The sequence below is a fragment of the Nocardia cyriacigeorgica NBRC 100375 genome, assembly GCF_000308555.1.
In the GTDB taxonomy this organism is placed as follows: Bacteria; Actinomycetota; Actinomycetes; order Mycobacteriales; family Mycobacteriaceae; genus Nocardia; species Nocardia cyriacigeorgica.
In genome coordinates this window covers 17239-33007 of record NZ_BAFY01000326.1, presented here as the reverse complement: position 1 = coordinate 33007, position 15769 = coordinate 17239, and the positions used below count along the sequence as shown (strand labels likewise).

Annotated in this window: 14 protein-coding genes; 6 read left to right on the top strand and 8 right to left on the bottom strand. The window is 67.3% G+C overall.

Going from position 1 to position 15769, the window contains the following annotated elements; genetic code table 11:
* Positions 1-62: 62 nt before the first annotated feature.
* Positions 63-1655, bottom strand: a complete 1593-nt coding sequence (locus RJ05_RS28350; protein ID WP_051017064.1) for an AMP-binding protein — start codon at positions 1653-1655, stop codon at positions 63-65.
* A gap of 159 nt (positions 1656-1814) precedes the next feature.
* Positions 1815-1997, bottom strand: a complete 183-nt coding sequence (locus tag RJ05_RS28345; RefSeq protein WP_138445820.1) for a hypothetical protein — start codon at positions 1995-1997, stop codon at positions 1815-1817.
* Between the two features lie 414 nt (positions 1998-2411).
* Between RJ05_RS28345 and RJ05_RS28340 the strand changes: the two genes are divergently transcribed.
* On the top strand, positions 2412-3605 hold the full coding sequence (locus tag RJ05_RS28340) for an esterase/lipase family protein (RefSeq protein WP_051017062.1): 1194 nt from the start codon (positions 2412-2414) through the stop codon (positions 3603-3605).
* A gap of 526 nt (positions 3606-4131) precedes the next feature.
* Here the strand turns inward: RJ05_RS28340 and RJ05_RS28335 are convergent.
* Both RJ05_RS28335 and RJ05_RS31210 read right to left on the bottom strand, forming a co-directional pair.
* Positions 4132-5685: an acyl-CoA carboxylase subunit beta gene (locus RJ05_RS28335; protein WP_036543059.1), complete on the bottom strand. Its 1554-nt coding sequence runs from the start codon at positions 5683-5685 to the stop codon at positions 4132-4134.
* A 142-nt stretch (positions 5686-5827) separates the two neighbouring features.
* Positions 5828-5974, bottom strand: a complete 147-nt coding sequence (locus RJ05_RS31210) for a hypothetical protein (protein WP_156090877.1) — start codon at positions 5972-5974, stop codon at positions 5828-5830.
* Between the two features lie 260 nt (positions 5975-6234).
* On the opposite strand from RJ05_RS31210, the gene RJ05_RS28325 reads away from it, so the two are divergent.
* From RJ05_RS28325 to RJ05_RS28315, 3 genes are all read left to right on the top strand, one after another.
* Positions 6235-7458 carry a serine hydrolase domain-containing protein gene (locus RJ05_RS28325; RefSeq protein ID WP_036543185.1) on the top strand — a complete coding sequence of 408 codons (1224 nt, stop codon included), beginning with the start codon at positions 6235-6237 and terminating at the stop codon, positions 7456-7458.
* 45 nt (positions 7459-7503) lie between these two features.
* Positions 7504-8853 carry a WS/DGAT/MGAT family O-acyltransferase gene (locus RJ05_RS28320; RefSeq protein WP_036543181.1) on the top strand — a complete coding sequence of 450 codons (1350 nt, stop codon included), beginning with the start codon at positions 7504-7506 and terminating at the stop codon, positions 8851-8853.
* Positions 8854-8974: 121 nt separating this feature from the next.
* A complete protein-coding gene (locus RJ05_RS28315; RefSeq protein ID WP_036543053.1) occupies positions 8975-9178 on the top strand; it encodes a cold-shock protein in 204 nt (67 codons plus the stop codon).
* 58 nt (positions 9179-9236) lie between these two features.
* On the opposite strand, the gene RJ05_RS28310 is transcribed toward RJ05_RS28315, so the two are convergent.
* Together RJ05_RS28310 and RJ05_RS28305 are read right to left on the bottom strand one after the other, a co-directional pair.
* Positions 9237-11321: an MMPL family transporter gene (locus RJ05_RS28310; RefSeq protein ID WP_174343982.1), complete on the bottom strand. Its 2085-nt coding sequence runs from the start codon at positions 11319-11321 to the stop codon at positions 9237-9239.
* Between the two features lie 113 nt (positions 11322-11434).
* A complete protein-coding gene (locus RJ05_RS28305) occupies positions 11435-12295 on the bottom strand; it encodes a MerR family transcriptional regulator (RefSeq protein WP_036543050.1) in 861 nt (286 codons plus the stop codon).
* Positions 12296-12411: 116 nt separating this feature from the next.
* Between RJ05_RS28305 and RJ05_RS28300 the strand changes: the two genes are divergently transcribed.
* Together RJ05_RS28300 and RJ05_RS28295 are read left to right on the top strand one after the other, a co-directional pair.
* Positions 12412-13026, top strand: coding sequence for a lipocalin family protein (locus RJ05_RS28300; protein WP_051017060.1), 615 nt, complete (start codon positions 12412-12414; stop codon positions 13024-13026).
* Between the two features lie 13 nt (positions 13027-13039).
* Positions 13040-14401, top strand: coding sequence for a cryptochrome/photolyase family protein (locus tag RJ05_RS28295; protein ID WP_081597607.1), 1362 nt, complete (start codon positions 13040-13042; stop codon positions 14399-14401).
* Between the two features lie 47 nt (positions 14402-14448).
* Here RJ05_RS28295 and RJ05_RS28290 read toward each other — a convergent pair whose 3' ends face one another.
* The gene (locus tag RJ05_RS28290) at positions 14449-14934 is read right to left on the bottom strand and encodes a hypothetical protein (RefSeq protein ID WP_138445791.1); all 486 of its coding nucleotides are present in this window, start codon (positions 14932-14934) and stop codon (positions 14449-14451) included.
* A gap of 207 nt (positions 14935-15141) precedes the next feature.
* Positions 15142-15699: a TetR/AcrR family transcriptional regulator gene (locus tag RJ05_RS28285; RefSeq protein ID WP_081597604.1), complete on the bottom strand. Its 558-nt coding sequence runs from the start codon at positions 15697-15699 to the stop codon at positions 15142-15144.
* Positions 15700-15769: the final 70 nt, after the last annotated feature.

The window sequence follows — 15769 nt, the reverse complement described above, 5'->3', positions numbered from 1 at the left end:
CGCGCCAGGCAACGAAGGGCGGCGCCGGCGGAATCATCCGCCGACGCCGCTTCGTGGAGAGCTCAGTTCACCTGACGGGCGCCGTCGCTCCAGTACTGCGCGCGCAGGGCCTTCTTGTCCGGCTTGCCCAGCGGGCTGAGCGGGATGCTGTCGGCGAAATCGATGGACTTGGGTGTGTAGACGGCGCCTTTGCGTTCCTTCACCAACGCCTGCAACTCCTCCACCGCCACCTCGCGGCCCGCGCGCAGCACCACGACGGCCTTCACGGCTTCGCCCCACTTGTCGTCGGGCACACCGATCACCGCTGCCGCGCTGACGGCGGGGTGCGCGGACAGCACGTCCTCCACTTCGCGCGGATAGACGTTGAAGCCGCCGGTGACGATCATGTCCTTCTTGCGGTCGACGATGTAGAGGAAGCCGTCGGCGTCGCGGCGGGCGATGTCACCGGTGTGCAGCCAGTCGTGTTCGGTGGCCTCGGCGGTCTGTTCGGGCTTGTTCAGATACCCCTTCATCACCAGCGGGCCGCGCACGCAGATCTCGCCCGGCTCACCCGTTGGCACCTCGTTGCCCGCGTCGTCGAGCAACGCGACGTGCAGCCACGGCACCGGGCGGCCGCAGCTGGCCAACCGCTCGGGCACGGCCGGATCGTGATCTTCCTTGCGCAGCACCGAGATCGTCATCGGGCATTCGGCCTGGCCGTAGAACTGGAAAAAGATCGGGCCGAACTTCTCGATCGCCTCGGCCAGGCGGGTGGGCGAGATGGCCGAGGCACCGTAGAAGACCGTCTCCAGGCTCGACAGGTCGTATTTGTCGAGATCGGGGTAGTCGAGCAGGGCGTAGAGCATGGTCGGGACCAGCATCGTCGAGGTGATGCGGTACTTCTCGATGGTGGCGAGCACCGTGGCCGGATCGAAGCCGGGCAGCACCACGATGGAACCGCCTTGCAGGCTGGTCGGGTTCCAGAACGCGCCGCCGGCGTGGCTGAGCGGCGTGCAGACCAGAAACCGCACCTCCTGCGGCCACTGCCATTCGGTCATCTGGATGCGCAGCAGGGTCGCGCCGCCGCGGAAGCTGAGCATCACGCCCTTGGATTTGCCGGTGGTGCCGCCGGTGTAGGCGAGGCTGACGGTGTCGCCGGGCGCGACATCCGGGGCCACCAGCGGGGCGGGCTCGAACGCGTCGGCGGCGGCCAGCAGATCGGTGCCGGCCTCGGTGGGTCCGAAGGCCAGCAGGTTCTTCAGCCCGGGCACCCGTTCGGCCAGCTGAGCGGCGCGCTGCTCGTACTTGTCGGGGTCGTAGATGAGGGTCTCGATGCCCGCGTCCTGGAGGACGTAGGCGTGATCGTCGAGCGAGCCCATCGGGTGCAGCGCGGCGAACCGGACGCCGGTCACCGCGTTGGCGCCCTGGGTGAACAGCACCTCGGGCCGATTGGCCGACAGGATCGCCACCGGGCTGCCGATGCCGAGCCCCAGCGAAGCGTAGGCCTGCGCGAACTTGCTGATCTGGTCGCGCACTTGACGGTAGGTCAGCTGCTCGTCACCGATGTGCACGGCGGTCCGATCGGCGTACAGCTCGAGCGAGCGGATGAGCATATCGACCGCCAACGGCTCCCGATGGAGGAGATCGACCTCGGTGATCTGCGGATCAGTGTTCATTCATGCGCCTTCCGGGCCCGCGTCGTCGACAGATGCACCCTCAAAGTTAGAACGCGTTCTAGTTCGGGGCAAGGGGTTGCGGCACATCTGTCCGGTACCCGATCGGTGCGCGATACTCCGAGCGGCCGACACTCCGGACGCGGGGCGACGCGATAAGCCCTACCAGCCGGCTGCGACCTGCATCCACACCAGCATCACCACGACGCTCAACAGGCAGATCGGGCCGAGGGAGCGTTGCACTTTTACGCGGGTGGGCCCGGGTGCCGCCCAGACCACCCACAGCGAGGTGGTGCCGAGTGCGGCGAAGGTCAACCAGGTCACGAATATGCTCGCGAGGTACATCCGGGATCGACCTCCTGGCGGATTGACCGAGACGATCACCGTATCCACAGCCATATCGGAAAACATCACTGCGGATTATCGATTGGACAGGTCACAGACTCTGTTGATCGAGAATTGTTTCGGCACACACTGTCCCCGAAACCCTCCCGGGACAGCCGCAGTCGAGTCGCCACGAAACTGGCGCCTGCGCCCAGAAGTACTGGTAACTCGAACTTCTCAGCAGAATACACGCCGACGTGACCCTCCACTGTCCATCGTTCCGAACACCGGTGACCGTTTTTCGTGAAGTGTCCAGACACCGCCGTTATGGATCGGTCCACAGCCTTTCCGCAAATACCGTTGGCGCAGTTTTGGTGCCGCCGAATTACGGGGGCGCCATCACTGGAACGTTTTTGTTGCTCGGGAAGGCACGTGATGAGACGAAGTACCTCTGGTCGGTTGTGGCGTTCGCTGGTGGTGGTGAGTGCGGCGGCGTTGGCGTTGACCGCGATGGGTGGGCAGGCCGCGGCCGCGCCGACGGAGCAGGATTTGGCCGACTATATTGCCGCGGGGCGGTCGGTGGCGGGGCCGGTGGCCGATTCGGGGTCGAGTTCGGGGTCGGCGTGTGATTCCGGGAGCGGCGCGGGCTCGGGTAACGGGTCCGGTGACTGTTACGGCGGGTCGGGCTCGAGCTCGGGCTCCTCGGGTGGGTATGCCTCCGACACCATCGGCTGGGGTCCGGCGCAGACCTCGTGGGTGGCGGCGTTCGCCTACGGGCTGGCCAATGGTGATGCGGCTCCGCCGGGGGCCAATGATTGGAATTGCAAGCCGACCCCGCAGCATCCGCGGCCGGTGTTGTTGATCCACGGGACCTGGATGAATGCCTATAACGGGTTCGCCTATATGGGTCAGCCGATCAAGGATGCCGGGTTCTGCACCTTCACCTTCAACTATGGTCGCTCCAACCTGCTCGAGGGTGGTGGTCTGGGGTCGGTGTTGCCGGGGGTGATGGGTACCGGCTATATCCAGGACTCGGCCAAGCAGTTGGCGGTGTTCGTGGATCGGGTGCTGGCTGCTACCGGGGCGGCCGAGGTCGATATCGTGGCCCATTCCCAGGGTGGGTCGATGTCGAACTGGTACACCAAGTTCGAGGGGGGTGCGGCGAAGGTGAAGAACCTGATCACCTACGGCGCTACCCATCACGGCACCAGCCTCGACGGGATCGGTGCGCTGGGGCGCGCGATCAACAATCTGGGGATCGATATCCTCGGGTTCATCGAGATCTTCGTCGGTCATGCCGGTATCCAGCAGACCATCGGCTCGGATTTCGTCAACCAGCTCAACGCCAATGGTGACACCGTGGCCGGGGTGGATTACACGATTGTCGGGTCCCGTTATGACGAGATCACCAACCCCTATGACCTGACGTTTTTGAAGCCGGGTCCCGGGGCCACGGTCCGCAACATCACCCTGCAAGAAGGCTGCGAACAAGACATCTCCGACCATTTGACGATGATGTACTCCCCACGCGCGCTGTCGATCGCACTCAACGCCTTGGATCCGGTGCAGTTCCCGCAACTGCAATGCACCTTCAACCCCTGGCTCATCGGCGGCGGCGGACAACTCTGACCCGACCACCCCATGGACCGGCGCCCACCGGACCGGATCGACACCGACTCCGGCCGGTCCGGTGCGGAGCCCGGCCGCCGCACCTCAGCGAAACCCGGTGACCCGCGCCGGTTTTCGATAGAGGAACGGCGGATGCCCACCGAGCGGCTCAGGCCCTGCCCGCTCGGTGGGCATACCCATGTGCGGGGACGTCCGGATTCATCCGATGCGGGGAGCCTTCCATATCGAATGAGTTGCCGCGGCCGGGCGATCACGGCCGGTTGTGGACGCAGCCGGGAACTTCGTCGGCCGACCGCCCCGTATCCGTGCCGGTCCGGTAGTGGCTCGACCCGGTCCACCGCCCGCAGGTTCCCCGCGAACCATCCGCACTACCCGTGCACAAAACGGCGACGGGATCGAGTGGAATGGCTGCGGCGAGACCGCTTCCGGTGACAGCACCGCAGACCAGGGCCGCGATGACGAGCACGGCGTAACGCCGGAAACCGCCCATGGTGCACTTCCTGAACTGCCGCGGACCGGCCGCGTCTCACATCGGGTACAAGCTGTGCTTGCGCGGGTTGAACTCGGCCGTCGCCGCCTTGTCCTGCAGCAGGCGCAGTGCGTGCCGCAGCTCCAGGCGCGTCGTGGACGGCTCGATGACGGCGTCGATGTAGCCGCGCTCGGCCGCCACCCACGGCGTCGCCACGGTCGCGTTGTACTGCTCGATCATGAACTCGCGCACCGCGGCCCGCTGTTCGGGCGGCACCTGCTGCAACTGCCGGCGGCCCGCGATGTCGACCGCGCCCTCCGCGCCGATCACCGCGATGCGGGCGGTCGGCCAGGCGAAGCTGATATCGGCGCCGAGCTGCTTGCACGCCATGAACCCGTACGCACCGCCGTACACCTTGCGCACGACCAGGTTGATGATCGGCACGGTGGCCTCGATGATCGCACGCGGCACGCGCCCGCCCCGGATGATGACGCCGTTGCGTTCTTCTTCGACGCCCGGAAGGATCCCCGGCGTATCCACCACGAAGATCAGCGGCAGTCCGAACGCGTCGCACAGGCGGATGAAATAGGTGGCCTTATCGGAGCAATTCGCATCCAGCGCGCCACCGAGCACCAGCGGTTGATTGGCCAGCACCCCTACCGGACGGCCGTCGACGCGGGCGAACCCGGTGATCAGATTCGGTGCGTGGGCGGCGCGGACCTCGTGGAAATCTCCGTCGTCGAAGATCCGCAGCAGGATCTCGTGCATGTCGTAACCCTCGCGATCGGAGTCGGGAATGATCGACTCCAATTCCAGGTCGTGCATGGTGATCTCGGGCTCGAGGCCGGGGTTGACGACGGGCGGCTGCTCCAGACAGCTCGACGGCAGATAGCTCAGATATTTACGCGCCCAGTCGAAGGCATCCTGCTCGGTCTCGCACACCTGATGGATCACCCCGTTGCGGGCCTGCACCTCGGCGCCACCGAGTTCCTCGGCGGTGACATCCTCACCGGTGACCGCCTTGATCACCTCGGGGCCGGTGACGAACATATGCGCCTTCGGAGTCGCCACCAGTACATCGGTATTGATCGGCCCGTACACCGCACCGGCCGCGCATTTGCCCAGCATGATCGACACCTGCGGGACGAACCCGGACAACCGCTCCTGGCAGCGGCTCATATGCGCGAACCAGGCCAGCGAAGCGACGGCGTCCTGGATGCGGGCGCCGCCGGAATCGTTGATCGTCACCACCGGGCAGGCCTTCTCGAACGCGAAACGCAGGATGTGGGTGAGCTTGCGCCCGAACATCTCACCGACCGAACCGCCGTACACGGTCTGGTCGTGCGCGATCACCACCACCGGCCTGCCGTCGATGCGGCCGTGGCCGGTCACGACACCGTCGCCGTACATGGCGTCGGGGTCGCGCGGATTGCGTACCAGCCCACCGATCTCGGTGAAGGTACCCGGATCGAGCAGCGCCCGCACCCTGGACCGCACGCTGGGGATGCCCTTCTGCGCACGTTTGGCGATCCCGGCCGCACCCGCCGGTTCCGCCGCGATGGCCAGCACCTCGCGCAATCGGTCCAGCTTCGTTTCGGTGCCAGTCGTCATCCGGATACGCCTCTCGCCGTGCAGTGGTCCGGCCGAAGATAACCGGGCGAGCACGCGAGTCCGGCGCAGTAGGACGCAGTCTGGACACACTCACAGCGTCAGCGGATCAACCGCTGGCGATATGACCAAAGAATCCGCCTGATCAGGCTCCGCTGTCGCCGCGGCGCAACCGCTGGGCCGCCGCGACGGCCTCCTGCTTGGAGAACCCGTCCGCCATCCACTCCGAGTCCACGTACCACGCTCGCCAGGTGCCGTCACCACGCTGTTCGGTCCGCAAACTCTGGTCCATGGCAATCACCCGGGACTCCCCTGTCTGGTCGTCGGTCATCGACCTCGCGGTCGATCTGAGGCGGACCAGACCATACAGCCCCGGCCCGTCGAGGGCACGCATTCCAGGCCCGGCCCGCCCGGTCGTAATACAACTGGCATCAGGACGCCACGGGCGCAGCGGGCCCGACTGCTGTGCCGCCGGCAATGCGGCCAGTATCGTGGATGGGTACCGGTCGTCGCGCGGCTGCGTGCACCGGTATGACACGAAGGATGACGACCATGCTCGAACCCGTTCGCCCCGCCTCGGGTGGCGCTACGATCCGCGGCGGCGCCGCTCCCGGGTACCACAGGGCGGTCAGCGCTTTCGCGCGGTTCTTCGCCGGCGGACGCGGAGGCGGGGCGCTCGCGGTCTACCATCGCGGGACACCGGTGGTGGACGTCTGGACCGGCACCTCGGACGCCGAGGGCACCGAATGGCAGAAGAACACCGGAGCCGTGTCGTGGTCCACCAGCAAGGGCATCACCGCCACGGTGCTGCACCGGCTCGCCGCCCGCGGCCTGATCGACTACCACGCCCCGGTGGCCGAATACTGGCCCGAGTTCGCAGCCAAAGGCAAGAAGTCGATCACCGTCGCCGAGGTGCTGAGCCATCGCGCCGGGTTGTCCCGCATCGGGCCGCTGGCCCGCAGCACCACCGAGATGCTCGATCATCTGGCGATGGAGGACCGGCTGGCCGCCGCAGCGCCGGACCGGTTCCGCGGCGTCCCCGCCTACCATGCGATCACCTACGGCTGGCTGGCCGCGGGCATCGCCCGCGCGGTGACCGGCAAGGGCATGGCCGAGCTGTACCGCACCGAGTTGGCCGAACCGCTCGGCATCGATGGCCTCTACCTGGGCACACCGCCCGCCGGCAGCGACGTCACGGTGGCGACGCTGTCGGGTTCCTCGCTTCCGCTCGGGATCAGGAACGCCGAGCAGATCCTGCGCACCACCACCCGGCTGATCGGCCCAGGTACGGGTTTCATCCGGTCGATCTATGCCGCCGGGATCGCCGACCTCGCCGCCGGGCCGCAGGCTCCGATCCTGCGCACCGAGATGCCCGCCGCGAACGGGGTGTTCACGGCTCGGGCGCTCGCGGCGGTCTACAACATCCTCGCCACCGACAACGCGCTGCTGTCGCGGCGACGGGTGCGGGCCGCGTCGCGGATCCAGACGTATCTGCCCGACCGCAACCTGCTGCTGCCGATGGGCTGGCGTCTCGGCTACCACTCGCTGCCGATTCCCGGCGCGCCGCGCGGATTCGGTCATGTCGGTCTCGTCGGGTCCGGCGGCTGGGTGGACCCCGACAACGAGCTGGCCGTCGGCTTCGTGCACAACTGGCTGCCCGAGGCCACCAAACTCCCGCGTGATCAGCTCATTCTGGCGCGGCTGCTCACCCCTGTCGTGCGGGCGGCCACCGCGCCCGCCGCCGAGGACCGGTCCAGGCAAGCCAAGGCGGGCTGATCCGGCATCCCGTGCCGCGCGTGTTCGCAGTGAGGAGACGAGATGATCGACCTGATTGCGCCGACCGACGCGATCTTCCTGCTGAACGAATCACGCGAGCATCCCATGCATGTGGGCTCGCTGCAGCTGTTCGAGCCGCCGGAGGGCGCCGGGCCGGAGTTCGCCAGGTCGATCCATCAGCAGTTGATCGATTCACCGGTGACCGAGCCGACGTTCCGTAAACGTCCCGGCCGGATCCTCGGCGGCATATCCAGTCTGGCCTGGACCTACGACGACGAGGTCGACCTCGACTACCACGTGCAGCGCGCGGCCCTGGCCTCACCAGGGCGAGTGCGTGAACTGCTGGCCATGACCTCGCGCCTGCACAGCGGGCTGCTCGACCGGCATCGCCCGCTGTGGGAACAGCACCTCATCGAGGGGCTCGACGACGGCCGATTCGCGGTCTACACCAAGGTGCACCACGCGTTGATCGATGGCGTGGCGGCCCAGCGGCTGTTGCGGCGCACTCTCACCACAGACCCCTCGGACACCGAGATGCGGGCACCGTGGAACCTGCCGAAGCGTTCCCGTTCCGGCTCGCCCGACGGTCGCTCCCGGACCGCCGGCGCGGCCAGGGCGATCGGGAAGCTGGCGCCGTCGACCGTGTCGCTGATCCGCTCGGCGCTGACCGAACAGCAGCTCACGCTCCCGTTCACCGCACCCGACACGATCTTCAACGTCCGCATCGGCGGAGCCCGGCGATGTGCGGCCCAATCCTGGCCGCTGGACCGCATCCGCGCGGTCAAGGCAGCGAGCGGAGTCACCGTCAATGATGTTGTGCTGGCGATGTGTTCGGCTGCGCTGCGTGCCTACCTCCAGGAACAGAACGCGCTGCCCGATACCCCGCTGATCGCGATGGTTCCGGTGTCGTTGCGGACCGAGAGCGAAGCCGACAGCGGCGGAAACATCGTCGGAACCATCTTGTGCAACCTCGCCACCCACATCGCCGATGCCGCCGAGCGACTGGAGATCATCAGCGCGTCGATGCGCGAGGGCAAGCGACTGTTCGCGGAAATGCCCAGGATCCAGGCGCTGGCGGTGTCGGCGGTGATGGTGTCGCCGCTGGGGCTGGCGAGCCTGCCCGGTTTCGTGTCGATGACGCGCCCGCCGTTCAACATCGTCATCTCCAATGTGCCCGGCCCGCAGCAGCCGATGTATTACCGCGGGGCGCGGATGGACGGCAGCTATCCGATGTCGATCGTGCTGGACGGTCAAGCTCTCAACATCACCCTGTCCTCCAATGCCGACAATCTCGACTTCGGCATCGTCGGCTGCCGCCGCAGTGTGCCACATCTGCAACGGCTCCTCGGCCATCTCGAGGCCGGGCTCACCGAGCTCGAACAGGTCACGTCATGACCTACTGTGTCCCATTCAACAGCGCAGGCGCGGGATATGGCCCGCAAGTGTGACATGCTGGGTGACGAGCACGGGTAGTTCACGTGATCGCTCGGCTCGCAACAGGAAGTAAAAACAAAGTATGTCGCAAGGCAGTGTGAAGTGGTTCAACGGCGAAAAGGGCTTCGGGTTCATCGCGCAAGATGACGGCGGTCCCGACGTTTTCGTCCATTACTCCGAGATTTCCGGCTCCGGCTACAAGTCCCTCGAAGAGGGCCAGCGGGTCGAGTTCGAGGTCGGGCAGGGCCAGAAGGGCCCGCAGGCCCAGGCCGTCCGCGCCATCTAGCAGCGTTCAGCCCAGAAACCCGCGCCGAGGCGCGGGTTTCTTGCTTTCCGGACCGTGATCACCGGTTGGCCGCGACGGTTTCATGATCCGCGGCCGAGGATGTCACCGGCTTGCTCGGCCACCAGATGCGATCGCCGATCGTGGCGAACAGGGCCGGAATGATGATCGTGCGCACGATGAAGGTGTCGAGCAGGATACCGAGACCCACGACGATGCCGAGTTGGGTGAGGGTGATCAGCGGCAGCACACCGAGCACGCAGAACACGGCCGCCAGTACGAGTCCGGCGCTGGTGATGACCGTGCCGGTGGTCGAGACCGCCCGCACGATCCCCTGTGTCGTCCCGTGCCCTGGCGTCTCTTCCCGAGCGCGGACCACCAGGAAGATCGAATAGTCCACGCCGAGCGCCACCAGGAACAGGAAGGCGAACAGCGGCACGTTGGTGTCGATGGCGGGAAATCCGAACAGGTGCACGCTGACCCAGCTGCCGACGCCGAGCGCCGCGAGCGCGGAGAGCACCGTCACCGCAACCAGCACCAGGGCGGCCGGAATGGCCCGCAACAGCGCGATCAGTATGAGCAGCACCACCACCAGGATCAGCGGCATGATCACGGCGCGGTCCCCGCTCGCGGCGTCCCGGGTATCCAGGGCCTGCGCGTCGCTGCCACCGACCAAGGCGTCGGCGTCCGGTATCTCGGCCACACATTCGCGTATCGATTCGACCTGATCGAAGGCCCGTTCGGATTCCGGCGGCGCATCGATCACCAACGCCCAGCGCGTCAGTCCCGTATCGGACGTGCCGGTCCTGGTGACCCGCTGCACGCCGGGTGTATCCGTCAACACCTGCTCCACCTGCGCGGCCGATGCCGAGCGTGCGACGACAACGGCGGGATCGCCGGTGCCCGCCGGGAAGTGCGCCGCCAAGGTATCGAAGCCGGCCACCGACTCGGCCTGCACCCGGAATTGCTCGGTTTGCGAGAGCCCGACGTCGACGGTGAACAGCCCGGCCGCGCACACCACCAGCGCCGCCGTCGCGCTCGTCGCCACGACGGCCCGCCGCGCGACCACGCGAGTCGCGATCGCATGCCAGATCCCGGTCTCGGATGAATCGGGGCAACCGGCTTCCGGTACGAAGGGCCAGAACACCTTTCGGCCGAACAATGCCAGCGCGGCAGGCAACCCGAAAAGGACGAACAGCACCACCACCAGCAGGCCCGCCGCGGCCGACGCGCCCAAGCTGCGAGTGCTCGGCACCGAGGCCAGCAACAAGATCAGCAGCGCGGCGACGACGGTGAGGTTGCTGGCGAGAATGGCGGGTCCGCCTCGGCGGCACGCTTGCCAGAGCGCACGCCGATGGTCGGGTTCGCGGCGCAGTTCGTCGCGATAGCGCGAGACCAACAGCAGTGCGTAGTTGGTGCCCGCACCGAACACCAGCACGCTGGTGATGCCTGAGGTGGAGCCGTCGAAACTGAGATCGGTCACCTTCGCCAGCCCGGTCCCCACGCTGGTCGCGACCCGGTCGGCGAGCCCAACGATGAGCAGCGGAATCAGCCACAGCACCGGCGACCGGTAGGTGACGATCAGCAGGATGGCCACCACAGCCGCGGTGACCGCCAGCAAGGTGGCGTTCGCGCCGGAGAACGAATCGGCGATATCGGCGCCGAAGGCCGGCCCACCGGTCACCTCGAGATTCAGGGCGCCGGGCAAGCCGGTGGTGGACACCGTTCGGAGACGGTCGATCTCGTCGGTCAGCGCGAACCCGCTCAACTCCGCAGGGACCGGAACCTCGGCGATCGCGGCGACACCATCAGGTGAGGTGATCAGACGGACGTCGCCGGGTGCGCCGGACTTCGCCCGCGCCACCGCCTCGCGCGCCGCGGACAGGTCGGCCTCGGTCAGCGCGGCGCCGTCGGCGCGGGAGACCACGAGGACGGCCGAGGCGGAACCGGCATCGGGAAACTGCGCGAGCGCCTGTTCGATCCGCGCGGACTGAACACCGTCCGGCAGCGATGTCGGCGCCGCACCGGCGGACTCGTTCTCCCCCACCCCACCGATCACCCTGATCGCGGCAATGGCGAGCACGACCAGCAGCCACCACGACCTGCGCGAGCTGACCGCCGAGGCATACCGGCTCCAGATGTCCACCCGACCACCTTCTCAGAATCGACGTCCGTACTACGCTGGACCGCGATCACGGTCCGCAGACGCGGCCGTAACAAGCTATCGCATTTCGACGCGAAAACGATGCGTAAATTCGGTCAATGATCCTGGCCGATGATCAGGTCCACCGCCTCGGCGAGACCGGTCAGACCGGTTGTGGTAGCAGGCAGGATCGCCGACTCCCAGCCGGGTCCGCCCACGAACACCCGGGCACCAGCGGTCTCGCCGGCGCGGATCGCCGAGATCAGCGCGGTCGATTCCTGCTGAGACCACAGCACAACGACCGGCGTGCGGTCGGTGCGTGCGAGGGTGTCGGAGAGGGCGGAGGTGGGAACGTTCGCGCCGAGCATCCAGACGCCCACGCCCCTTTCGGCGAGAGCGGCCCGCAATGCCTCCAGCGGGAGCACGTGTGTTTCCCCGCTCGTGCAGGCCAACACCGCCGAGCGCGGGTTCGCCGCAGCGGTCGGCGGGATGTAGCTGTGCAGCGCCGCGGTGATCGACCAGGACAGCAGATGTTCGACATCGACGCAGCCCTCGCCACCGAGTTGTCGTTCGACGATCTGCGCGAAAGCCGGTCGGCACAACAACTCCCAGGTATCGATGACGCCATGCGCGCGAAGATGCGCGCCGAGCAGTTCGGCCATCGTCTGGGTGTCCATCTCGAAGGCCGACGCCAGTAGCGGCTGCCAGTCGCCACGTTCGGGCGCCCGCACCCGGCTGGTGACCTCCGCGGCGGCACTCGCCGGGCTCGCACCCGCCCGGACGAGTTCCAGCATCCGTTGCACCACGGCGATATCGGCCTCGGTGTAAAGGCGATGGCGGCCGGGCTCGCGGGCCGGGCCGATGCCGTAGCGCTGATTCCAGCTGCGCAGGGTCGCGGTGGGGATGCCGAGACGCTCGGCAACCACACGCACCGGGTATCCCGACGCGTCGGGGTGAGAGGCGGACCCGGCGAGCATGGTCTCATTCTGCCTGGTCCACCGGTGCAGCTCCGGACCACGACGCCCATACGCATCGTTTCTGCATCGTTTTATGGTAGCGTTGGTCCGGTCACCGCAGACCTGAGGAGCCTCCGATGAGAACACTCAGCACGTCCAGGCGTTGTCGAGGCGCGGTCCTGGCCTCGATCGCCGCCGCGGCGGTGTTGCTGCCGCAGACCGCGGCAGCCGACCCGCTCCCTGGCCCGCCGCGTCCGGTCGCCGGACTCGAGGTCGATCGCTACCTCGGTACGTGGCGCCAATTAGCCGCGATACCACAGGTTTTCAACGTTTCCTGCGCTCGCGACACGACCGCGAATTATCGGCTGACCGAGCGCGGCGACATCGCCGTGCACAACTCGTGCGTGACGTGGACCGGCGAACTGAACGAGATCCGGGGTACCGCCACCGTCAACGATCCGCAGACCAACGCCCAGCTGCACGTCAGCTTCCCCGGAGTGCCCGGCCAAGACCAGCAGCGCGGCGCCACCAACTACATCGTCACAGCCCTGGCGCCCGACTATTCGTGGGCCCTGGTGACCGACCCGACTCGGCTGTCCGGCTTCGTGCTGGCCCGCGAGACCGCCCTCGACACCACGACCTGGGACGACGTGCGTGCCGCGATCACCGCCGCCGGACAGAGCCCCTGCGTCTACCTGACCTCACCCACCACCGGCGGGATCGGCGACATCGCCCCGCTGTGCACGCGATGAAGCGGTGCACGCGATGAACGGACCGACCGACACGTCCGCCGCGCCGACCCCAGCCGGGGCGGCCCCCGCGATCGCCGTGTTCACTCGCGATCTGCGGGTCGAGGACAATCCCGTCCTCTCCGCGGCCCAGCACACCGGGTCGGTGGTGGTGCCGTTGTTCGTGCTCGATGACGAGCTCATCGCCCGGTTCGCCGCGCCCAATCGGGTGCGCTTCCTGCTCGCCGCACTCACCGAACTCGATGCCGAATTGCACCGTCTCCGTAGTCATCTGGTCATTCGACGTGGTGACACGGTGCTGGAGACCGCACGTCTGGCCCACCAGGCCGCCGCCGCGAGCGTGCATATCGCCGCCGATGTGAGCGCCTACAGCGCGCGCCGGGTGCGCCGCATGCGCGAGGAACTGACCGAGTGCGCTGTACATGTGCACGGCGCCTCCGTCACCGCCGTCGATCCGGGTGCTGTGCAGCCTTCCGGCGGTGGTGACCATTTCGCGGTCTTCACGCCCTATTTCCGCCGGTGGATCGAGGCGCGTCGGCGCACGCCCCTGCCGACGCCCGTCGGACTCGGCACTCCCCCGGTCGGCGGGGATCGGCTGGCCGCCGCCGCCGACCTGTGCCACGCCACCGGATCGCCACATCTGAATGTCGGCGGCGCCACGACCGGACGAAAGCTGCTGCGCCAGTGGGCTTCACGAGCGGTCCACGATTACGACCGGCTCAGCGATTCACTCGACGCCGACGCCACTTCGCATCTGTCGCCCTACCTGCATTTCGGCTGCCTGTCACCGACACAGGTGCTCGCGGCGGTCGACACGAACACCGAGGGCGGCCACGCATTCGCCAGGCAACTGGCGTGGCGCGACTTCCACCATCAGGTGCTCGCCGCTCGCCCCGACGCCGCCTGGTCCGATTACCGCGCCCGCCGGATCACCTGGCGTTCGGATCCGCATGCCGTCGCCGCCTGGCAACAGGGACGGACCGGTCTGCCGATCGTCGACGCCGGGATGCGGCAGCTGCTCGCCGAGGGCTGGATGCCCGGGCGGGCGCGGTTGATCGCGGCGAGCTTCCTGACCAAGACCCTGCGGATCGACTGGCGCATCGGCGCGCGGCATTTCCTGCACTGGCTCGTCGACGGCGATCTCGCCAACAACCAACTCAACTGGCAGTGGGCGGCCGGAACAGGCACCGATACCCGGCCCAACCGCGTCCTCAATCCGCTGCGCCAAGCCGCCCGATTCGATCCCGACGGTGACTACGTACGCCGCTGGATCCCGGAGCTGACGGAGCTGGCCGGCGCCTCGATCCACCGTCCCTGGCGTCACGGCGTCGACCCTGCGCGCTATCCCGCGCCGATCGCGGAGTGTGCGGGCATGTGAGGAGAAGACACCGCCACTCGCGACGGACTACCTGATCGACGCTGTGCTCATGCCGCCGAGGTGAATCCACCGCGGGCACCGGCCAGCTCGCGCAGCGCATGGGTGCCGCGGGTGCTGCATCGGCCGCGGTCCCAGCGAAACTGCATCTGCGTCCAGAAGCCGTCACCGGTGGTGTCGGGCCGGGAACGCACGGTCGCCGACGGCGCGAGCGCGTAGACGATCTGCCAATCGAGATCGTCGGCGTCCTGGCGCGGCACACTGTGGGTGGCCGCGCCCAACTGCACGTGCACAACGCTCGCGCTGGAGGTGATCTCGCAGTGCACCACGGCCTCGTCGTCGGCACTGCCGACCAGTTCGGTGGTCATCTCGTTGACGACCAGGCCGATCGCGTCGACGTCGTCGTGGCCGAAAGCCTCTGTCACCGCCACGGTTTCGGCGATCGTCTGCAAGGTCGCCGCAGCGTCCGGCCCGGCCGGAAGGCCGAGACTCACTGCCGCAGCGGCAATCGGTGTGGATTCGGAATCAGGATCCATTCTGCGCACCTTTCGGTCTCGCGGCCGGATTTCTCGGCGCTGCGCGATACAGGCCGACCTGCTGAACTATCTCGCGTCGAAATGACGCATGGTCAATGCCACGATGATGAGCAGCACACTGGGCACCAGCAACACCACGATCGCACTCGTCATCATCAGTGGTTTTTACCCGTCGAGTCGCGGAGGCAAACTTTCCCCACTTCACCGCTACTCGAGAAAACCTCGCAGCACGGCTCGCGCAATCGCAGCGGTATCCATCGCCGGGACCTCGAGGGTCAGGCGATCGAAGGCGATGCCGGTCAGCAGGGAGGCAATCGCGTCGGCCTGCTGCTCGGTGGCTTCGGGGTAGACAGCGCGAATCCGGGCCGCGCGCCTGCGCAGGGTGACGGCGCGGAGTTCGCGCATGACGGCGGCCAGGTCGGCGTTTCGACTGGCTTCCAGCGATAGTTCGAACCGGGCCAGGTAACGGTTCCTTGCCGGGCCCGCGCCGGCGTCGCCGGCGGCGGCCAAGTAGTCCGCGACGTCCTCGGCCGTCGCCTCGCCGTCGGCAGTATCGGCTTCGGCCTCGAGCTGCTGGTCGAGGATGCGACGCGCGATGGCCTCGTACAGCGCCGCGCGGGTGGGGAAATAGTTGGAGGTGGTTCCGATGGGCACACCTGCTGCGGCGTCGATGGCGCGGTGCGTGACCTGGGCCAGTCCGTAGTCATCGATCAGCGCCAACGCCGTGTCGGCCAACAGCACGCGGCGCTCACTTCTCTTCGGCATGCCTTGAGATTACTACATCGTAGTATTACATTGTCGTACTACAACGTAGTAGTTCCGCAGTGAAGGTGAG